17 protein-coding genes are annotated in these 19,511 nt (G+C 62.0%); 6 read left to right on the top strand and 11 right to left on the bottom strand.

The window, feature by feature from the left end; translation table 11 throughout:
• Nucleotides 1-153: 153 nt before the first annotated feature.
• The 8 genes from BLV67_RS03340 to BLV67_RS03305 form a co-directional block, all read right to left on the bottom strand.
• Nucleotides 154-1,155: a response regulator gene (locus BLV67_RS03340; RefSeq protein WP_056857569.1), complete on the bottom strand. Its 1,002-nt coding sequence runs from the start codon at nt 1,153-1,155 to the stop codon at nt 154-156.
• A 52-nt stretch (nt 1,156-1,207) separates the two neighbouring features.
• Nucleotides 1,208-2,218, bottom strand: a complete 1,011-nt coding sequence (gene cheB, locus BLV67_RS03335) for a chemotaxis response regulator protein-glutamate methylesterase (RefSeq protein ID WP_065928944.1) — start codon at nt 2,216-2,218, stop codon at nt 1,208-1,210.
• On the bottom strand, nt 2,215-4,494 hold the full coding sequence (locus tag BLV67_RS03330; RefSeq protein ID WP_069786223.1) for a hybrid sensor histidine kinase/response regulator: 2,280 nt from the start codon (nt 4,492-4,494) through the stop codon (nt 2,215-2,217). The genes cheB and BLV67_RS03330 overlap by 4 nt, the downstream gene beginning before the upstream one ends.
• A complete protein-coding gene (locus tag BLV67_RS03325; protein ID WP_065928942.1) occupies nt 4,491-5,192 on the bottom strand; it encodes a chemotaxis protein CheW in 702 nt (233 codons plus the stop codon). The genes BLV67_RS03330 and BLV67_RS03325 overlap by 4 nt, the downstream gene beginning before the upstream one ends.
• A complete protein-coding gene (locus BLV67_RS03320; RefSeq protein ID WP_069786222.1) occupies nt 5,189-6,442 on the bottom strand; it encodes a CheR family methyltransferase in 1,254 nt (417 codons plus the stop codon). Before BLV67_RS03320 ends, BLV67_RS03325 begins: the two co-directional genes overlap by 4 nt.
• The gene (locus BLV67_RS03315; protein WP_058421643.1) at nt 6,439-6,951 is read right to left on the bottom strand and encodes a chemotaxis protein CheW; all 513 of its coding nucleotides are present in this window, start codon (nt 6,949-6,951) and stop codon (nt 6,439-6,441) included. Before BLV67_RS03315 ends, BLV67_RS03320 begins: the two co-directional genes overlap by 4 nt.
• Nucleotides 6,951-8,513: a methyl-accepting chemotaxis protein gene (locus BLV67_RS03310; protein WP_244972715.1), complete on the bottom strand. Its 1,563-nt coding sequence runs from the start codon at nt 8,511-8,513 to the stop codon at nt 6,951-6,953. Before BLV67_RS03310 ends, BLV67_RS03315 begins: the two co-directional genes overlap by 1 nt.
• Before the next feature lie 231 nt (nt 8,514-8,744).
• Nucleotides 8,745-9,455 carry a tellurite resistance TerB family protein gene (locus BLV67_RS03305; RefSeq protein ID WP_065928940.1) on the bottom strand — a complete coding sequence of 237 codons (711 nt, stop codon included), beginning with the start codon at nt 9,453-9,455 and terminating at the stop codon, nt 8,745-8,747.
• Nucleotides 9,456-9,759: 304 nt separating this feature from the next.
• Between BLV67_RS03305 and BLV67_RS03300 the strand changes: the two genes are divergently transcribed.
• On the top strand, nt 9,760-11,385 hold the full coding sequence (locus tag BLV67_RS03300; protein ID WP_065928939.1) for a glucan biosynthesis protein D: 1,626 nt from the start codon (nt 9,760-9,762) through the stop codon (nt 11,383-11,385).
• Nucleotides 11,386-11,436: 51 nt separating this feature from the next.
• Here BLV67_RS03300 and BLV67_RS03295 read toward each other — a convergent pair whose 3' ends face one another.
• The 3 genes from BLV67_RS03295 to BLV67_RS03285 all read right to left on the bottom strand — a co-directional run bounded on the left by BLV67_RS03295 (nt 11,437) and on the right by BLV67_RS03285 (nt 15,094).
• The gene (locus BLV67_RS03295; protein ID WP_065928938.1) at nt 11,437-11,622 is read right to left on the bottom strand and encodes a hypothetical protein; all 186 of its coding nucleotides are present in this window, start codon (nt 11,620-11,622) and stop codon (nt 11,437-11,439) included.
• 336 nt (nt 11,623-11,958) lie between these two features.
• Nucleotides 11,959-13,065 (bottom strand): NADH:flavin oxidoreductase/NADH oxidase, encoded by a 1,107-nt coding sequence (locus BLV67_RS03290; RefSeq protein ID WP_069786221.1) that lies wholly within the window; start codon nt 13,063-13,065, stop codon nt 11,959-11,961.
• A 127-nt stretch (nt 13,066-13,192) separates the two neighbouring features.
• Nucleotides 13,193-15,094 (bottom strand): potassium transporter Kup, encoded by a 1,902-nt coding sequence (locus tag BLV67_RS03285; protein WP_056857580.1) that lies wholly within the window; start codon nt 15,092-15,094, stop codon nt 13,193-13,195.
• A gap of 289 nt (nt 15,095-15,383) precedes the next feature.
• Between BLV67_RS03285 and rimO the strand changes: the two genes are divergently transcribed.
• From rimO to tsaA, 5 genes are all read left to right on the top strand, one after another.
• Nucleotides 15,384-16,724 carry a 30S ribosomal protein S12 methylthiotransferase RimO gene (gene rimO / locus BLV67_RS03280; protein WP_058421640.1) on the top strand — a complete coding sequence of 447 codons (1,341 nt, stop codon included), beginning with the start codon at nt 15,384-15,386 and terminating at the stop codon, nt 16,722-16,724.
• Nucleotides 16,725-16,882: 158 nt separating this feature from the next.
• Nucleotides 16,883-17,350, top strand: coding sequence for a GNAT family N-acetyltransferase (locus tag BLV67_RS03275; RefSeq protein WP_065928936.1), 468 nt, complete (start codon nt 16,883-16,885; stop codon nt 17,348-17,350).
• A 212-nt stretch (nt 17,351-17,562) separates the two neighbouring features.
• Nucleotides 17,563-18,273: an rRNA pseudouridine synthase gene (locus BLV67_RS03265; RefSeq protein ID WP_065928935.1), complete on the top strand. Its 711-nt coding sequence runs from the start codon at nt 17,563-17,565 to the stop codon at nt 18,271-18,273.
• A 69-nt stretch (nt 18,274-18,342) separates the two neighbouring features.
• Complete coding sequence (locus tag BLV67_RS03260) at nt 18,343-18,804, top strand: YehS family protein (protein ID WP_056857589.1); 462 nt, start codon at nt 18,343-18,345, stop codon at nt 18,802-18,804.
• A 3-nt stretch (nt 18,805-18,807) separates the two neighbouring features.
• On the top strand, nt 18,808-19,503 hold the full coding sequence (gene tsaA, locus BLV67_RS03255; protein ID WP_069786220.1) for a tRNA (N6-threonylcarbamoyladenosine(37)-N6)-methyltransferase TrmO: 696 nt from the start codon (nt 18,808-18,810) through the stop codon (nt 19,501-19,503).
• The last annotated feature ends 8 nt before the right edge of the window (nt 19,504-19,511 follow it).

The raw sequence follows: 19,511 nt of genomic DNA, 5'->3' as shown, positions 1-19,511 counted from the left end.
AAGGCGGGGTTGTGCACGATCTCAAAGACAATGAAGAGTCAAATGTGGGAGCGGGCTTGCTCGCGAATGCGGTGTGTCAGGTGGTGAATCAGTCACTGACCCACCGCATTCGCGAGCAAGCCCGCTCCCACAGGGGGTCAGCGTCGTTGTCAATTACTCGATACCGACCTGATTGCGCCCATTATGCTTGGCCGTATACAACCCCTTGTCCGCCGCCATGATCAACTGCCGACAATCCGTGCCCTGCACCGGCGTCATGGTCGACAGGCCGATACTGATAGTCAGGCTCGCCCCTTCAGCCGGGGCAATGTGCGGGATTTTCAACCCGGCAACGGCCATGCGCAGTTTCTCGGCCACCAGACGTGCACCGCCCGGCGAGGTGTTCGGCAGCACCAGCGCAAACTCTTCACCGCCGTACCGCGCCGGCAAGTCCGAAGGCCGGCTACTGGCCTCACGGATGCTCGCGGCGACTTTGCGCAGGGCTTCATCACCTTCGACGTGGCCAAAGCTGTCGTTGTAGGTCTTGAAGAAGTCCACGTCGATCATCAATAACGACAGCTGGGTCTGGTCACGCATGGCACGGCGCCATTCCAGCTCCAGGTATTCGTCAAAATGGCGGCGGTTGGACAGCCCGGTGAGACCATCGGAGTTCATCAGCCGTTGCAACACCAGGTTGGTGTCCAGCAACTGCTGCTGGCTCACCCGCAGCGCGCGGTACGCCGCATCCCGTTGCAACAACGTCATGTACGAGCGTGAGTGATAGCGAATGCGCGCCACCAGCTCGATGTTATCCGGCAGCTTGACCAGGTAATCATTGGCCCCGGCCGAAAACGCAGCGCTCTTGATCAGCGGGTCTTCCTTGGTCGAAAGCACGATGATCGGGATATTCGCCGTGGCCGGGTGGTTGCGGTATTCGCGCACCAGTGTCAGGCCATCAAGACCCGGCATCACCAGGTCTTGCAGGATCACCGTCGGTTTAATGCGGATCGCCTGGGCGATCGCCTGATGCGGGTCGGCGCAAAAGTGAAAATCGATGTTTTCTTCGTGGGCCAGGCCACGCCGCACGGCTTCGCCGATCATGGCCTGGTCGTCGACCAGCAACACCATGGCAGCGTTTTCGTCGGTCTTGATGTCGTCGATCTGTAAATCATTCATGTGCAGTCACCTGAATTACTGTCCTGCAAGCCGGCACCGCGAGAGGTCTTGCTCATTTTGCAAATACCTCCAGCAATCGGGGCGCAATTCTGTCCAGTGGGCGAATTTCAACAGCAGCATCAATGGCCGCCGCCGCTTTGGGCATGCCATACACCGCACAGCTCTGCTGATCCTGAGCGATGGTCAAATAGCCTTGTTCACGCAATATCTTGAGGCCCTGGGCCCCGTCGCGCCCCATACCGGTCAGGAGTACGCCGACGGCGTCACCGTTCCAGTGGCTGGCGACGCTCTCGAAAAACACGTCGATGGACGGCCGGTAAATCTCGTTCACCGGCTCCGCGGTATAGGCTAGCGTGCCATTTTTCAACAGGCGAATGTGGTGGTTGGTACCGGCCAGCAGCACCACGCCGCTTTGTGGCGGCTCGCCCTCTCGCGCCAGGCGCACCGGCAGGCCGGAGGCGCTGCTCAACCATTCGGCCATGCCGGCGGCGAACACCTGGTCCACATGCTGCACCAGCACAATGGCGGCGGGAAAATCGCGGGGCAAGCCCTTGAGCAGGATTTCCAGGGCGGCCGGGCCGCCCGCCGACGACCCAATCGCCACCAGGCTTTGACGTTTGCCGGGCGCGCGTGCAGGCGCGGTGTCGGCGCGTACGCGGCTGCCTCGCTGGCCGATCAGCCAGCCAATATTGAGGATTTTGCGCAGCAACGGCGCCGCCGCATCCTTGGGGTTGCCCACGCCCAGCGCCGGGGTGTCCACCACATCCAGGGCGCCATGGCCCATGGCTTCGAATACGCGACTCATATTTGCCTGGCGGTCGACGGTCACCAGCAGAATAGCGCATGGGGTCTCGGCCATGATCTGTCGCGTGGCCTCCACGCCGTCCATCACCGGCATGATCAGGTCCATAAGGATCAAGTCCGGGGTCAATTCGGCGCAGCGCTGTACGGCCTCCAGGCCATTGTTGGCCACCCACACCACCTGGTGCGCCGGCTCGAAGCTCAAGGCACGGCGCAGCGCCTCTACCGCCAGGGGCATGTCATTGACGATCGCAATCCTCATGCCCGGGCGCCCCCGATCAGCTCCATCACGGCATCCAGCAAGGCGTCGTCGTGGAAACTGGCTTTAGCCAGATAATAGTCGGCGCCGGCGTCCAATCCACGGCGCCGGTCTTCTTCGCGATCCTTGTACGACACCACCATCACCGGCAACGATTGCAGGCGACTATCACGGCGCAAGAGTGTGACCAATTCGATCCCGTCCATACGAGGCATATCAATGTCAGTGATCAGCAGGTCGAAGTCTTCGGAACGCAGTGCGTTCCAGCCATCCATGCCATCGACGGCGACCGCCACTTCATAACCACGATTAAGTAACAATTTACGTTGCAGTTCACGCACGGTGAGCGAGTCATCCACCACCAGCACGCGCTTGCGCGGTGCTTCGGTGGCCTGCTGGCTGCGCCGGGCGATACGCTCCAGGCGGCCAGTGTTGAGCAATTTATCCACCGAACGCAGCATGTCTTCGACGTCGACGATCAACACCACCGAGCCGTCATCCAGCAAAGCACCGGCGGAAATATCCTGGACCTTGCCCAAGCGGTCATCCAGCGGCAACACCACCAGGGTGCGTTCGCCGATAAAACGTTCCACCGCAATGCCATACACCGCATCGCGCTCGCGGATCACCACCACCTTCAGGGTTTCGTCATTGCTCTGCCCCGGCGGGCGCTGCAATAACTGGCTGGCGGCCACCAGGCCGACATGCCGGCCTTCGTGCCAGAAATGCTGGCGGCCTTCCAATTGCACGATGTCCTCCGGCGCCAGGTCGCACATCCGTTCGATATGCGCCAGCGGGAAGGCATAGGCTTCCTCGCCGACTTCCACCACCAGGCTACGCACCACCGACAAGGTCAACGGCACTTCCAGGTGGAAACGGCTGCCCTGCCCCGCCGTCTGTTCCAGCACCACCGCGCCGCGCAGTTGGCGGACCATGTGCTGCACCGCATCCAGGCCGACGCCGCGCCCGGACACTTCGGTGACCTTGTCGCGCAGGCTGAAGCCCGGCAGGAACAGGAAGGTCAGCAGCTCTTCTTCACTCAAGCGCAGCGCGGTTTCCAGCGGTGACAGATGCCGGTCGACGATAGTGCCGCGCAGGCGTTCCAGGTCGACGCCATTACCGTCGTCGCTTAACTCCAGCACCAGCAAACCGGCCTGGTGGGAGGCGCGCAGGCGGATCAAGCCTTCGGCGGGTTTGCCCGCCAACACCCGCTGCTCGGGCATTTCAATGCCGTGGTCGACGGCATTGCGCAATAAGTGCGTAAGCGGCGCTTCGAGTTTTTCCAATACGTCGCGGTCGACCTGGGTCTTTTCCCCCTCGATCTCCAGGCGCACCTGCTTGCCGAGGCTGCGGCCAAGGTCGCGCACCATGCGCACCTGGCCGGCGAGCACATCGGCAAACGGCCGCATGCGGCAGGCCAGCGCGGTGTCATAAAGCACTTGGGCGCGCTGCCCGGCCTGCCAGCCGAACTCATCCAGCTCGGCGGTTTTATCCGCCAGCAACGCCTGGGCTTCACTCAACAGGCGGCGCGTGTCGGCCAGAGCTTCCTGGGCTTCCAGGCTCAAGTCCATGGCCTTGAGCTGGCCATCGAGCGTGTCCAGGGCGCGCGCACTGTTGCTTTGAATGCGCTTGAGGCGTTGCAGGCTCACCAGGTAAGGCTTGAGCCGCTGGGTCTCGACCAGGGACTTGCTCGACAAGTCGAGCAGGCTGTTCAAGCGCTCGGCGGTGACACGCAGCACGCGCTCGCCGCCTTCGGTCATGCGTTTGTTCGGGCGCGGCAGGTCAGTGCTGACAGGCGGCGCGGGCTCAGGCGGCAACGGGTCAATCACCGGCGCAGGCGCAGGTTGCGCAGTGGCGATGGCAACCGGTGCGGCCTGGACGATCGGCTGCGACGGATCCAGCAGGCGTTCCATCAGCGCCACGTACCCGTCGATATCCGCCGGGCCGACGTTATTGCCCGGCGTGGCGATGCGCATCAGCAGGTCGGTGCCCTGCAGCAAGGCGTCGATATGTTCGGGTTGCAGATACAGACGGCTTTCCTGGGCGCTGACCAGGCAGTCCTCCATCACGTGGGCCACGCTGACCCCGGCGTCCACGCCGACAATCCGCGCCGCGCCTTTAAGCGAGTGCGCGGCGCGCATGCACGCCTCGAGCTGGTCGGCCTGGGTGGGGTTGCGCTCCAGGGCCAGCAGGCCCGCGCTCAGTACCTGGGTTTGTGCATCGGCTTCCAGGCTGAACAGTTCCAGCAGCGAGGCATCGCGCATCTGGTCGGGGGTCATGTGAGGCTCCGGGTCACGGCAGACAACAATTGCGCCTCGTCCAGCCAACGCAGGCTGCGGCCTTTCCACTGCAACACGCCTTGGGTGAAGCGCGCACTGGCCTGGGTGCCGGAGGCCGACGCGGCCTTCAAGGTGCGCTCATCGATGGCATGGATGCCGTCGACTTCGTCCACCGGCACCACCACCGGGCCGTCCTGGGCAGCAATAATCAACATGCGCGGCATCACGCGTGCGCCGGTAGTGACTGTGCCGGCAAGGTCCAGCCCCAGCAGCTCCACCAGTGACAGGCACGCCACCAGCGCGCCGCGCACATTCGCAACGCCCAGTAATGCGCGGGAACGCTGGTGCGGCAACGAATGAATCGGCTGCAGTGGCGCCACCTCCACCAGGCATCGGGTGGCAATGCCCAGCCACTCTTCACCCAGACGGAACATCAGAATCGAACGGGTGACGATGTCTTCGTCAACTTCCGCGACGGCATACGCCTGCCGGTCGCCCTGCTGCAACGCGTAACGGTCAAGCAGGCGCGTGGCGGCGGCGGAATACACCGAGCAGTTGCGGCAGTGGATATGCTCGGCGAGCAACGGGCAGGACTTGTCACCATGGATGCCGATGCGGTTCCAGCAGTCGTCGATGGCTTGGGTGTCGGCCAGGGTCAGGTCCAGGCCTGCGGTGTCGAGCGCATCAAGGTTATTCATCGTTTGGACTCACTGTCTGCCCGCTCGCTGCGCGCGGCCCGCGCCTGCAAGCGGCGCGCGCCCGCGCTGTCACCCTGGGACTCGAGCAATGCGGCCAGGTGCATCAAGGCCTGCGGGTGCTGTGGTTCCAGGTACAAGGCTTTGCGGTAATAACCCTGGGCTTCCAGGGCGCTGCCGGCCACGTCGCTGAGCAGCCCCAGCCAGTAAAACACCTGGGCGGCCGGCGAGTGTTTACTCAAATACTGTTCACACGCGGCACGGGCCTCGGCACTTTTGCCTTCGTTGGCCAGCGTGGCGATGCGGCTGAGCAAGTCGCCCGCATCGCTGTGCGGCGCCTTGATCGGCACTACTTGGGCGCTCACTGTGCTGAACGGGCGCGGCTTGGCGGGAATCGGCGCTGCGCTGCGCTGGGGGATGGGCAGGGGCACAAACACCGGTTCAGGCTTGACCGGCTCGGCATGCCGGCTGAATGCAAAGGATTGCGGCACGCCAATCGAACGCATGCCATGGCGCCCCAACAGGCTGCCCTCGGCGGGGCCGATAAACAGCACACCGTCTTCGTGGGTCAGGCGCTTGAGCACATCGAACACTTGCTTCTGGGTGGGCTGGTCGAAGTAGATCAGCAGGTTGCGGCAAAATACAAAATCGTAGCTGGGCTCATTCGCCAGCAACGCCGGGTCGAGCAAGTTGCCGACTTGCAGGCGCACTTGTTCGCGCACCCGCTCGGCGATGTGGAAACCGTCGGGCTGTTCGCTGAAGTGACGCTCGCGAAACTCGATATCACCGCCGCGAAAGGAGTTCTTGCCGTACACACCACGCTTGGCGCGCTCCACCGACAGCGGGCTGACATCCAGCCCCAACACCTTGAACTGGTGCGGCGCCAGCCCGGCATCGAGCAAGGCCATGGCAATCGAATAAGGCTCTTCGCCCGTGGAGCATGGCAGGCTGAGAATACGCAGGGCGCGCATCTGCTTGATCGTCGCCAGGCGCTCCTTGGCCAAACGCGCCAGGGTGGCAAAGGACTCGGGGTAGCGGAAAAACCAGGTCTCGGGGACGATCACCGCTTCGATCAGCGCCTGCTGCTCATCATGGGAACTCTGCAAATGCTGCCAGTACTCTTGTGCGGTCTGCGCCTGCACGGTCTGGCTGCGCTGGCGTACGGCTCGCTCGATGATCGCCTCGCCTACCGAGGCGACGTCCAGGCCAATACGGTCCTTCAAGAAGGCAAAGAAGCGCGGGTCGTTACTCATAGGCTCAGCTCACTGGCAAACAGCAAGGCGCGCACGTCATCGGTGAGCAGGTCGGCGACGCCGATCCATTGCATCAAACCCAAGGCATCTTCACGCACCGGCCCCAGGTACGGCGCCTCGCGGTTAGCCAGGCCGTAAGGCTGGAATTCGGCCGGGTCGCAACGCAGGGTGTCGGTGGCCTGCTCCAGGATCAGCCCCAGCCAGCGCGCCTCGAGCCAGGGTTGCGGCTGGTAATTGACCAGCACCAGCCGGGTGCTGGTGCGCGCCTGGGCCGCTGTGCCGAAGGTCAACGCACACAGGTCGACGACGGGCACCAATGCGCCACGGTGAGCAAAGATCCCCGCCACCCACAATGGTGCATGGGCGATAGGTTTGAGCGGCAGGCGCGGCAACACCTCGGCCACTTCCGTGGCCTTGAGGGCGTAGCGTTCACCACCGATGCGGAACACCAGGAACAACGCCTTTTTCGCTGCCGGGACGGCGCCGCGTTTAGCCGCGAGGTCGCTCATCAGACTTTGAAACGCGATACGCCGCTGCGCAGACCGACCGCAACCTGGCTCAGTTCATCAATGGCAAAGCTGGCCTGGCGCAGGGATTCCACGGTCTGGCTGCTGGCATCGCCCAGTTGCACCAGCGCGTGGTTGATCTGCTCGGCGCCGGTGGCCTGGGCCTGCATGCCTTCGTTGACCATCAGCACCCGCGGCGCCAGGGCCTGTACCTGATGGATGATCTGCGACAGCTGCTCGCCCACTTGCTGCACTTCGAACATGCCGCGACGCACTTCTTCGGAGAACTTGTCCATGCCCATCACGCCCGCCGACACCGCCGACTGGATCTCGCGCACCATCTGCTCGATGTCGTAGGTGGCCACGGCGGTCTGGTCGGCCAGGCGGCGCACTTCGGTGGCCACCACGGCAAACCCGCGTCCGTACTCGCCGGCCTTCTCGGCTTCAATGGCGGCGTTGAGCGACAGCAGGTTGGTCTGGTCGGCCACCTTGACGATGGTCACCACCACTTGGTTGATGTTGCCGGCCTTCTCATTGAGGATCGCCAGCTTGGCGTTCACAAGGTCGGCGGCGCCCATCACCGAGTGCATGGTTTCTTCCATGCGCGCCAGGCCTTGCTGGCCGGAACCGGCGGCGACCGAGGCCTGGTCGGCGGCGGTGGACACTTCGGTCATGGTGCGCACCAGGTCTTTGGACGTGGCGGCAATTTCCCGTGAGGTCGCGCCGATCTCGGTGGTGGTGGCCGCTGTTTCGGTGGCCGTGGCCTGTTGTTGCTTGGAGGTGGCGGCGATCTCGGTCACCGAGGTGGTCACCTGCACCGACGAACGCTGGGCCTGGGAGACCAGGGCGGTCAGCTCGGTCATCATGTCATTGAAGCCGGTTTCGACAGCGCCGAATTCGTCCTTGCGCTCCAGGTTTAAACGCTTGCTCAGGTCGCCGGTGCGCATGGTTTCGAGAATTTCGACGATGCGGTTCATCGGCGCCATGATCGCGCGCATCAGCAGCAAACCGCACAGCCCGGCAGCGAGGATGGCCACGGCCAGCGACACGAACATACTGATTTTCGCGGCGGATACTGCGTCATCGATCGCGTTGGTTGCGCGGTCGGCGACATTCTTGTTATCGGTGATGATGTCGTTGAGCTTCATGCGACCTGCGGTCCAGGTCGGCGTCAACTGGGTGTCGAATTCCTTGCGCGCGCCGGCCAGATCACCCCGTTGCAGGCTGTCGAGCACGACGGCGAGGCTCTTGTTATAGGCCTGGTGCAGCGCCTCGAACCGGTCGAACTGACTGCGATCCTCATCACCGCGGATGGTTTGTGCGTAATTGGCCATCTGCTGCACGACGCGGGCTTCGAAGGATTTGAAGTCGGCCTTGTCGGCGTCCGTCAACCCTTTGTCGTCGCGCAGGCCGATCAATTGCAGGGTATCGAGGTAACTGTCGACCCAGGCGCTGCGAATCATCGAACTGAGGTACACCCCAGGCACCGCGTCATCCCGAACCGAATTCTCACCCTCCTCGATTTTCAGCAACCGTGAATAAGAGACCACAACCATTAACAGCATGATGGCGATAATGACCGCAAAGCTTGCCAAGATCCGTTGGCGCAAGGTCCAGTTCTTCACAGTAATTCCTCGAAGGGCCAATCAAATGCCGAGGAGTATAGCTGAGCGGGTGCCCGCATTTATCAACAGGTTTTGATGTAGCGCTCACAGAACGCAAAAACACTGCGCAAGTGACGCAATGGGTCACGGGCTACGCTCCCACTCAGAGCGTGGGAGCGATCATTCCTGCGGTCAGAGCGTGGCTTGGCGTACCTGTTTTTCCAGCTCGGCCTTTAGGCCAGGCTCAAGTTTGAGTTGGCGGGCCAGCTCGTCCAGGTAGGCTTTTTCCATGAAGTTTTCTTCGTCCACCAGCATCACGCTGGCGATGTACATCTCGGCGGCCATTTCCGGGGTGCTCGCTGCCCGCGCCACGTCGGCGGGATCCAGAGGCTTGTTCAGCTCGGCGTGCAGCCAGCTTTGCAGTTCACGGTCGTTATCGAGCTTGGTAAATTCGCCTTCGATCAGGGCACGCTCACGCTCATCTACATGCCCGTCGGCTTTGGCGGCAGCGACCAGCGCCTTGAGAATGCCCTGGCTGTGTTGTTCGACCTGGGCCGGCGGCAGGCGGTCGATGGTTTGCGGCTCGCCTTGGGGCGCACCGGCCTGCTGCGCCTGCCAGTTGCCGTAAGCCTTGTAGGCGATCACGCCAAGTGCCGCCAGCCCGCCATAGGTGAGCGCCTTGCCGCCGAATTTGCGCGCCTTTTTATTCCCCAGCAACAGCCCCATCGCACCCGCCGCCAGGGCGCCACCGCCCGCACCGCCGAGCAAACTGCCGAGCCCGCCGCCACCGAGCAAGCCGCCGAGGGCGCTTTTGTCGTCCGATTTGCGTTGCCCGCCGGCTTTGTTTTGCAACATGTCCTGGCCGGATTTGAGCAACTGATCGAGCAATCCACGGGTATTCATGCGTAGCCTCCAGACACTTGGGTTCGTAGGACCAATAGGCCCCCAGCGTAAAACTAAGTGCCAAAAAGCCGCGATCTAGAGTGCTTCCAGATGTAACGCCGACAGCACAAGCTGGAAACGTCTTGTTTCACATGCAACGCCTTCACCCCGCCATCAATCAATTTTCCTTCTGCATCGAACCGCTTAAGCTATCCGGCGTCTGTTTATTGTCCGTTGCGTTTGGTCGAAGGCATGTCCGAACCGTTATTTCTGATCCGTTACGTGCCAGGAACGGCGCGGGATTTGCTCACGACAGGTTGTCTCTATGCACCGCAGGAATTTGCTTAAAGCGTCCATGGCCATTGCGGCTTACACCGGTTTGTCGGCCAGTGGCCTGCTGGCCGCGCAGGCCTGGGCCGGGAACCGTGCCGCCGATGGCAAGGCCGTGGCGTTCGACTTCGAAACGCTCAAGGCCCAGGCCAAGCAGCTCGCCGCCACCGCGTATAAAGACACCAAACAGGTGCTGCCGCCGACGCTGGCAACCATGACCCCACAGAATTTCAATGCCATTGGCTACGACGGCAACCATTCGCTGTGGAAGGAGCTGAACGGCCAGCTTGACGTGCAATTCTTCCACGTCGGCATGGGCTTCAAGACGCCGGTGCGCATGCACAGCGTCGACCCCAAGACCCGCGAAGCCCGCGAGGTGCATTTCCGCCCTTCGCTGTTCAACTATGCCAAGACCACGGTGGACACCAAACAGCTGACCGGCGACCTGGGGTTCTCCGGCTTCAAGCTGTTCAAGGCGCCGGAACTGGATCGCCATGACGTGCTGTCGTTTCTCGGCGCCAGCTACTTCCGTGCGGTGGACGCAACCGGCCAGTACGGCCTCTCCGCACGCGGCCTGGCGATCGATACCTACGCGAAAAAACGCGAAGAATTCCCCGATTTCACACAGTTCTGGTTCGAAACCCCAAGCAAGGACGCCACGCGCTTTGTGGTTTACGCCCTGCTCGACTCGCCGAGCGCCACTGGCGCTTACCGCTTCGACATCGACTGCCAGGCCAGCCAGGTTGTGATGGGCATCGACGCGCACATCAATGCGCGCACCGCCATCGAACAACTGGGCATCGCACCCATGACCAGCATGTTCAGCTGCGGTACCCACGAACGGCGGATGTGCGACACCATCCACCCGCAAATCCACGACTCGGACCGCCTGGCCATGTGGCGTGGCAACGGCGAGTGGATCTGCCGCCCGCTGAACAACCCGGCCAAGCTGCAATTCAACGCCTTTGCCGACACCGACCCCAAAGGGTTCGGCCTGGTGCAGACCGACCATGAGTTCGCCAGCTACCAGGACACCGTGGACTGGTACAGCAAGCGCCCAAGCCTGTGGGTGGAACCGACCACCGCCTGGGGCGAAGGCTCGATCGACCTGCTGGAAATCCCCACCACCGGCGAAACCCTGGACAACATCGTGGCCTTCTGGACCCCGAAAAAGCCCGTGGCCGCCGGCGAATCACTCAACTATGGCTACAAGCTGTACTGGAGCGCGCTGCCGCCGGTAAGCACACCGCTGGCGCAAGTGGATGCCACCCGTTCCGGCATGGGCGGTTTTACCGAAGGCTGGGCACCGGGCGAACATTACCCCGACGTGTGGGCGCGCCGCTTTGCCGTGGATTTCAAGGGCGGCGGCCTGGATCGCCTGCCGGCCGGCACCGGGATCGAACCGGTGGTGACCTGCTCCCACGGCGAAGTCAAAGACTTCAGTGTGCTGGTGCTGGACAACATCAAGGGCTATCGCATTCTGTTCGACTGGTACCCGACCAGCGACAGCGTAGAGCCGGTGGAACTGCGGCTGTTTATCCGCACCCAGGACCGCACCTTGAGTGAAACCTGGCTGTATCAGTACTTCCCACCGGCACCGGACCAGCGCAAGTACAGCTGATACGCGCCAACAGAGCGTTCCCACGCGAGCGTGGGAACGCGCTTATGCCGATTAAAACCGCGATACGCTCTTCATTGCGCCTATCAAGTAGCGCATCGCCACCTGATCGTTTTCGGTCAGGGCGCGATACTGCGCCAGCAACTCCACCTCATCCGAACTCAACCTTCGCCCCCGCAAGGACATCCGGCGACCCAAAAAAGACGCCACCGCACCCGCTACGCCATAAGACTTGGTCATGGACCGTTACTCCTGATATCAGTCAATTACTCCTGGTGCCCATTCCCAACGCTCATGAAGCGCAGTGGCTTCAAGGGCAAACAGCCTGACTCCCTGGGCCAGAAATCACACTTACCTTAAGCGTAGAAACAATCTGGTGACGTGTGGGATTTTTTTAGAGTATTCACTTAAAAAATTACTTCGGTAACAAATACCTACAACCCTTTCTCACGCAGCGGCGGCTAAAGGTGGATATCGTGAGGCTCTTGCGCATACGGCTGCGGGTCAGGCTTGCGTTAAACGTGGGTAACAAAAAACCCACCGGATTGGGTGGGTTTGTGGAACGCAGGCGCGGGTTCAATCCCTCAGATCAGACTCATGAATCGGCTGATCACGGTGGGTCGCCCGCTGGTACTGCGCAGGCCAGATGGCTTTGCGCCCGCCCAGGTCATCGTCGGCATGCAGCGGCCAGTAAGGGTCACGCAACAGCTCACGGGCGAGGAAGATGATGTCGGCCTGGCAGGTGCGCAGGATATGTTCGGCCTGGGCCGGTTCAGTGATCATGCCCACCGTGCCGGTGGCGATACCCGACTCTTTGCGCACGCGCTCGGCAAACCGCGTCTGGTAGCCGGGGCCGGTGGGAATCTCGGCGTTCGCGGCGGTGCCACCGGAGGACACGTCGATCAGGTCCACGCCCAGGTCTTTGAGGCGGCGCGCCAGCTCCACGGTTTCATCGGGGTTCCAGCCGTCTTCGACCCAATCGGTGGCCGACACCCGCACAAACAGCGGCAGCTCCTGGGGCCAGACGGCGCGCACGGCTTTGGTCACTTCGAGCACCAGGCGGATACGGTTTTCAAACGAGCCGCCGTAGTGGTCCTGACGCTGGTTGCTGATCGGCGAAAGGAATTGATGCAACAGGTAACCGTGAGCGGCGTGGATTTCCACCACTTCGAAACCGGCGGTCAGCGCACGCTTGGCGGCGGCGACAAAATCGGCCATCACCTGCTGTATCTGCCCTTCATCGAGTGGCCTGGGTTGCGTGTGGTTCGGGTCAAAGGCAATCGGCGAGGGCCCCACCGGCACCCAGCCGCCGTCTTCCGGCTTGACGCTGCCGTGCTTGCCGATCCACGGCCGGTGGGTGCTGGCCTTACGCCCGGCATGCGCCAGTTGGATGCCCGCCACCGCGCCTTGGGCGGCAATAAAGCGGGTGATGCGTTGCAGCGGTTCGATCTGCGCGTCGTTCCACAGGCCCAGGTCCTGGGCGGTGATGCGGCCATCGGCGGTGACGGCGGTGGCTTCGGTAAAAATCAGCCCGGCGCCACCGACGGCGCGGCTGCCCAGGTGCACCAGGTGCCAGTCATTGGCCAGACCATCGTCGGACGAGTATTGGCACATCGGCGAGACGGCGATGCGGTTAAGCAGGGTCAATTGACGGAGGGTGTAGGGTTCGAGCAGCTGACTCATGGCGCACCTCTTCTGGGTTCTGTGGGCACTATTCAAACAGTGCTTAGAGCCTAGTCGACAACGCTGGATTGCACAGGGTTCAGAAAGGAAAGCGGGAGCCGAGGGCCGGCTCCCGTGTTGCAAGAGATTACATCTCGACCTGGGTGCCCAGCTCGATCACCCGGTTTACCGGGAGTTTGAAGAAGCGCAGGTTGCCGTTGGCGTTTTTCAACATGAACGCAAACAACGCTTCGCGCCAGCGCGCCATGCCTTTGATGCGCGAGGCGATCACGGTTTCGCGGCTGAGGAAGTAGGTGGTGCGCATCGGGCTGAAGTCCAGTTCGTCCAGATGGCACAGCTTCAGGGCTTCGGGCACGTCCGGCTCATCGGCAAACCCGAAATGCAGGATGACCCGGAAGAAGCCTTCGCCGTAGGCATCGACCTCGAAACGCCGTGTGACCGGCACGCGAGGAATGTCCTCGTAGACCACCGTCAACAGCACCACCTGCTCGTGCAACACCTGGTTATGCAGCAGGTTGTGCAACAGCGCGTGGGGCACGGCGTCCGGCCGCGCGGTGAGAAACACCGCCGTACCCTGCACGCGGTGAGGCGGCTGCACGCGGATGCTGCTGATAAAGATCGGCAACGGCAGGCCGCCTTCGTCGAGGCGCTCGACCAGCAACTGCTTGCCGCGCTTCCAGGTGGTCATCAGCACGAACAGCACAATCCCCGCCAGCACCGGGAAGGCGCCGCCCTGGATGATCTTCGGCACGTTGGCGGCAAAATACAGGCCGTCCACCAACAGGCAGCAGACCAGCACCGGCACCGCCAGGATCGGTGGCCACTTCCATAGCAGCAGCATGACTGCCGACACCAGGATAGTGGTCATCAGCATGGTCCCGGTCACCGCCACGCCGTAGGCCGAGGCCAGTGCGTTGGAGGACTCGAAGCCAAGCACCAGCAGGATCACACCAACCATCAGCGACCAGTTCACCGCACCGATGTAGATCTGGCCCTGCTCGGCGCTGGAGGTGTGCTGGATGTGCATGCGTGGGATGTAACCCAGCTGGATCGCCTGACGCGTCAACGAGAACGCGCCGGAAATCACCGCCTGGGAGGCAATCACCGTGGCCAGGGTGGACAACACCACCAGCGGGATCAGCGCCCAGCTTGGCGCCAGCAGGTAGAACGGGTTGCGCGCGGCTTCCGGGTCGCCGAGCAGCATGGCGCCCTGGCCGAAATAATTAAGCACCAGCGCCGGCAACACCAGGATAAACCAGGCGCGGGCAATGGGTTTGCGGCCGAAGTGGCCCATGTCGGCATACAGCGCCTCGGCGCCGGTCAGTGCCAGCACCACGGCGCCGAGGATCGCCACACCAATGCCTGGGTGGGCCTCGAAGAACCGCACGGCCCACATCGGGTTCATCGCGCTGAGCACTTCAGGGTGCAAGGTGATGCCATAGATCCCAAGGCCGCCCAGCACCAGGAACCAGGTGACCATCACCGGCCCGAACAGCTTGCCGATGCGGTCGGTGCCGTGTTTCTGGATCAGGAACAGCGCCACCAGCACCACCAGTGCAATCGGCACGACCCATTTTTCCAGGCCATCGAACGCCAATTCCAGGCCTTCAATGGCCGACAACACCGAAATCGCCGGGGTGATCATGCTGTCGCCATAGAACAGCGCCGCACCGCACAGCCCGCATACCACCAAAAAACTGCGCAGGCGCTTGCGCGTGCCTGCCGCCCGCCGTGCCAGTGCCGTCAGCGCCATGATGCCGCCCTCGCCCTGGTTGTCGGCGCGCAGCACGAACAGCATGTATTTGATCGATACGACCCAAATCAGCGACCAGAAGATCAGCGCCAGGATACCCAGCACGCCATCATGGTTGACCTGCACACCGTAACCACCGGTAAACACTTCTTTAAGGGTATAGAGCGGGCTGGTACCGATATCGCCGTAAACCACCCCGACCGCCGCCACCAGCATGCCAATCGGCTTTGCATTGGAATGCTCGGCACCTGCCGCCTGACTATTTGCCTGACCCATCAACCACTCCTGCCCTTTGACCTGAGGTCTTTTATAAACAACGCGCCTAAGCTGACCCTAGCATGCGCTGTTTTACTTCTCGTAACAGACGTTTTATTGACCCCGGGGTTTCACCCGTGCGCAACGGCGCGAAGCATAGCGCAGCACTCGTCGCATTTCCCCGTATAAAGCTGGTCAAGCGCGCTGCCCGTCGATAGAATTGCGCACTTTTTGATCAGAGGCGCACCAAGCGCCCGTCTACCGCCGTGTCGTGCCCGACTGGCGGCGTCATTCAATACCGAGGTTAGACATGTCCACCACCATCGCAAAAGCCAACCCCAAGGTCGGCTTTGTATCCCTGGGTTGCCCAAAGGCTCTGGTCGACTCCGAGCGCATCCTTACGCAACTGCGTATGGAAGGCTATGACGTTGTGTCCACCTACCAGGACGCCGACGTGGTGGTGGTCAACACCTGCGGCTTCATCGACTCGGCCAAGGCTGAGTCCCTGGAAGTGATCGGCGAAGCCATCAAGGAAAACGGCAAGGTCATCGTCACCGGCTGCATGGGCGTGGAAGAAGGCAATATCCGCAACGTGCACCCAAGCGTGCTGGCCGTGACCGGCCCGCAGCAGTACGAGCAGGTGGTCAATGCCGTTCACCAGGTGGTGCCGCCGCGTCAGGACCACAACCCGCTGATCGACCTGGTGCCGCCGCAAGGCATCAAGCTGACGCCGCGTCACTACGCGTATCTGAAGATTTCCGAAGGCTGCAACCACAGCTGCAGCTTCTGCATCATCCCGTCGATGCGCGGCAAGCTGGTCAGCCGCCCGGTGGGCGATGTACTCGACGAGGCCCAGCGCCTGGTCAAATCCGGCGTTAAAGAGCTGTTGGTGATCTCCCAGGACACCAGCGCCTATGGCGTCGACGTGAAATACCGCACCGGTTTCTGGAACGGCGCGCCGGTCAAAACCCGCATGACCGAACTGTGCGAAGCCTTGAGCAGCCTGGGCGTATGGGTGCGCCTGCACTATGTTTACCCGTACCCGCACGTCGACGAACTGATCCCGTTGATGGCCGCCGGCAAGATCCTGCCGTACCTGGACATCCCGTTCCAGCACGCCAGCCCGAAAGTCCTCAAGGCCATGAAACGCCCGGCCTTTGAAGACAAGACCCTGGCGCGCATCAAGAACTGGCGCGAGATCTGCCCGGAGCTGATCATCCGTTCGACCTTTATCGTCGGCTTCCCTGGCGAAACCGAAGAAGACTTCCAGTACCTGCTGGACTGGCTGACCGAAGCGCAGCTGGACCGCGTTGGTTGCTTCCAGTACTCGCCGGTCGAAGGCGCGCCGGCCAACCTGCTGGATGCGGCCATCGTGCCGGACGACGTCAAGCAGGAGCGTTGGGAGCGTTTCATGGCGCACCAGCAGGCCATCAGCTCGGCGCGCCTGCAACTGCGCATCGGCAAGGAAATCGAAGTGCTGATCGACGAAGTCGACGAGCAAGGCGCAGTGGGCCGTTGCTTCTTCGACGCGCCGGAAATCGACGGTAACGTGTTTATCGACGATGCCAGCGGCTTGAAGCCGGGTGACAAGGTCTGGTGTACCGTGACGGATGCCGACGAGTACGACCTGTGGGCTGAAAAGCGCGACTAGCTCTGCGAACGCAAAGCGTCCGGCGAGGCATTCCCACGCAGAGCGTGGGAACGATCGGCGTGAAAAATTCAAAAAGCCTCGTGTCTGAACAAGATGCGGGGCTTTTTTAGGTCTATCGTTTGCCCATCAGCACCGATCATCGGCAAGGGGCAGCGGGCATGCGTCAGCATTCGGTTATCCACACACCTAAAACCAGCGACTACGCGCAATTGGCGCAAATCTGGGAAGACTCCGTGCGGGCGACCCATGATTTTTTGCCGGACAGCTACATCGTAGTGCTCAAAGAGCTGGTGCTGACGCGCTACCTGGACGCGGTGATGCTGATCTGCACCAAGGACGCGCGCCAGCGCATCACCGGGTTTGCCGGGGTGGCGGCGGGCAAGGTCGAGATGCTGTTTATCGACCCGCAATACCGTGGCCAGGGCTTGGGTCGGCAACTGCTGGGTTATGCGATCGAGCACCTGAATGCCGATGCGCTGGACGTTAATGAGCAAAACCCGCAGGCCCTGGGGTTTTACTTCAAGCAGGGTTTCGAGGTGATCGGACGTGCCGAGCATGATGGCCTTGGCCAGCCGTACCCGCTGCTGCATATGCGCTTGCGCCAACAGCAACGGCGCAGTGGCTGACACAACACAGCGCCAATGTGGGAGCGGGCTTGCTCGCGAAGGCAGTAGCACATTCAACCTGTCTGTTGACTGACACACCGCTTTCGCGAGCAAGCCCGCTCCCACATTTTGAACCGTGTACCAACCAATAAAGCCACCGTGCTGAAATGGGTCCGGGATTAACCGCGCCCACACAGGTACAATAGCCGCCCCCTTTTGCTACGGCCCTTGTCATGACTGACCCCATACGCCTCTCCAAACGCCTTATCGAACTGGTCGGTTGCTCCCGTCGGGAGGCTGAGCTGTTTATCGAAGGCGGCTGGGTCTCGGTGGACGGTGAAGTGATCGACGAACCGCAATTCAAGGTCACCACCCAGAAGGTCGAGCTGGACCCAGAGGCTAAAGCCACTGTGCCGGAACCGGTGACCATCCTGCTGCACGCCCCGGTGGGCGTGGATGTAGAAACGGCGATGGCCTCGATCAGCGCCGAGTCGCTGTCCGAAGAGCACCGTTTCAGCAAGCGCCCGCTCAAGGGCCATTTCCTGCGCCTGACCGCCAGTGCCGACCTGCAGGCCAAGGCCAGCGGCCTGCTGGTGTTTACCCAGGACTGGAAGATTCTGCGCAAGTTGACCGCCGATGCCGCCAAGATCGAGCAGGAATACGTGGTGGAGGTCGAGGGCGACATGGTTGCCCATGGCCTCAACCGCCTGAACCACGGCCTGACCTACAAAGGCAAAGAGCTGCCGGCCGTCAAAGCCAGCTGGCAGAACGAAAACCGCCTGCGCTTTGCGCTGAAAAACCCGCAGCCGGGCGTAATCGCCCTGTTTTGCGAGGCGGTCGGCCTGAAAGTCATCGCCATCCGTCGCATCCGCATTGGCGGCGTGTCCATCGGCAAAGTGCCGGTCGGCCAATGGCGTTACCTGTCCGGCAAAGAAAAGTTCTAAGCCGCTCCCCTTTTCCCGGCACCGGCAACTTTGCGCGGTGCCCTCAGTTGAATACCAGGATTGCCCACCATGATTCACAACGACGTATTGCGCAGCGTGCGCTACATGCTCGACATCAGCGACAACAAGATGGTCGAGATCATCAAGCTCGGCGGCATGGACGTCACCAAGGAAGACCTGCTGACCTACCTCAAGAAAGACGAGGAAGAAGGTTTTGTGTTCTGCCCGGACGACGTCATGGCGCACTTCCTTGATGGCCTGGTGATCTTCAAGCGTGGCAAGGACGACAGCCGTCCGCCGCAGCCGATCGAAACTCCGGTGACCAACAACATCATCCTCAAGAAGCTGCGCGTGGCCTTCGAACTCAAGGAAGACGACATGCACGCCATCCTCAAGGCGGCTGAGTTCCCGGTGTCCAAGCCTGAGCTGAGCGCGCTGTTCCGCAAGTTCGGCCACACCAACTACCGCACCTGTGGCGACCAGTTGCTGCGCAATTTCCTCAAGGGCCTGACTCTGCGGGTTCGTGCGTAAGCCATGAGCTACTCGGTCTCGCCTGTCGGCTTCGTGCGCTCCTGCTTCAAGGAGAAGTTCGCCATCCCGCGCCAGCCGCAGTTGGCGCCGGCCGCCCGTGGCGTGCTGGAGCTGGTGGCGCCGTTCGACCAGGGCGAGGCGGTGCAGGGCCTGGAGCAGGTCAGCCACGTGTGGCTGCTGTTTTTGTTCCACCAGGCCCTGGAAGACAAGCCGCGCCTCAAAGTGCGGCCGCCGCGCCTGGGCGGCAACGCCTCAATGGGTGTGTTTGCCACTCGCGCTACACACCGGCCCAATGGTATTGGCCAGTCGGTGGTGAAGCTGGACAAGGTCGAGCCAGGCCGCTTGTGGGTGTCCGGGATCGATTTGCTCGATGGCACGCCGGTGTTGGATATCAAGCCGTATGTGCCCTATGCCGACATCATCGACACCGCTACCAACAGCATCGCCAGCAGTGCGCCGCAGCTGATTGCCGTGCAGTGGCTGAAGGCCGCCCTGTTGCAGGCGCAAGGCCATGCGCAGCGCCTTGAGGAGCCGCTGGTGGCGTTGATCGAGCAGTGTTTGGCCCAGGACCCACGGCCGGCGTATCAGACGCCAGGGACTGAGCGTGAATACGGCGCGCAGTTCTGGGATGTGGATGTGCGCTGGCACTATCCAGAGGCGGGCCTGATTTGTGTGCTTGAAGTGGTTCCAGCCAGGTAAACGCCGAA

The sequence above is a fragment of the Pseudomonas salomonii genome (genome assembly GCF_900107155.1).
GTDB lineage: Bacteria > Pseudomonadota > Gammaproteobacteria > Pseudomonadales > Pseudomonadaceae > Aquipseudomonas > Aquipseudomonas salomonii.
The sequence above is the reverse complement of the archived record's forward strand: the minus strand, read 5'-3'. Positions and strand labels throughout refer to the sequence as shown.

Bases quoted from the DNA above. Each gene is read 5' to 3' on its own strand.
- BLV67_RS03310 (WP_244972715.1), bottom strand. From the start codon at position 8,513: ATGCTGTTAATGGTTGTGGTCTCTTATTCACGGTTGCTGAAAATCGAG.
- cheB (WP_065928944.1), bottom strand. From the start codon at position 2,218: ATGAGGATTGCGATCGTCAATGACATGCCCCTGGCGGTAGAGGCGCTG.
- BLV67_RS03325 (WP_065928942.1), bottom strand. From the start codon at position 5,192: ATGAATAACCTTGATGCGCTCGACACCGCAGGCCTGGACCTGACCCTG.
- BLV67_RS03260 (WP_056857589.1), top strand. From the start codon at position 18,343: ATGATTCACAACGACGTATTGCGCAGCGTGCGCTACATGCTCGACATC.
- BLV67_RS03340 (WP_056857569.1), bottom strand. From the start codon at position 1,155: ATGAATGATTTACAGATCGACGACATCAAGACCGACGAAAACGCTGCC.
- BLV67_RS03300 (WP_065928939.1), top strand. From the start codon at position 9,760: ATGCACCGCAGGAATTTGCTTAAAGCGTCCATGGCCATTGCGGCTTAC.
- BLV67_RS03290 (WP_069786221.1), bottom strand. From the start codon at position 13,065: ATGAGTCAGCTGCTCGAACCCTACACCCTCCGTCAATTGACCCTGCTT.
- BLV67_RS03305 (WP_065928940.1), bottom strand. From the start codon at position 9,455: ATGAATACCCGTGGATTGCTCGATCAGTTGCTCAAATCCGGCCAGGAC.
- tsaA (WP_069786220.1), top strand. From the start codon at position 18,808: ATGAGCTACTCGGTCTCGCCTGTCGGCTTCGTGCGCTCCTGCTTCAAG.
- rimO (WP_058421640.1), top strand. From the start codon at position 15,384: ATGTCCACCACCATCGCAAAAGCCAACCCCAAGGTCGGCTTTGTATCC.
- BLV67_RS03330 (WP_069786223.1), bottom strand. From the start codon at position 4,494: ATGACCCCCGACCAGATGCGCGATGCCTCGCTGCTGGAACTGTTCAGC.
- BLV67_RS03285 (WP_056857580.1), bottom strand. From the start codon at position 15,094: ATGGGTCAGGCAAATAGTCAGGCGGCAGGTGCCGAGCATTCCAATGCA.
- BLV67_RS03315 (WP_058421643.1), bottom strand. From the start codon at position 6,951: ATGAGCGACCTCGCGGCTAAACGCGGCGCCGTCCCGGCAGCGAAAAAG.
- BLV67_RS03295 (WP_065928938.1), bottom strand. From the start codon at position 11,622: ATGACCAAGTCTTATGGCGTAGCGGGTGCGGTGGCGTCTTTTTTGGGT.
- BLV67_RS03320 (WP_069786222.1), bottom strand. From the start codon at position 6,442: ATGAGTAACGACCCGCGCTTCTTTGCCTTCTTGAAGGACCGTATTGGC.
- BLV67_RS03275 (WP_065928936.1), top strand. From the start codon at position 16,883: ATGCGTCAGCATTCGGTTATCCACACACCTAAAACCAGCGACTACGCG.
- BLV67_RS03265 (WP_065928935.1), top strand. From the start codon at position 17,563: ATGACTGACCCCATACGCCTCTCCAAACGCCTTATCGAACTGGTCGGT.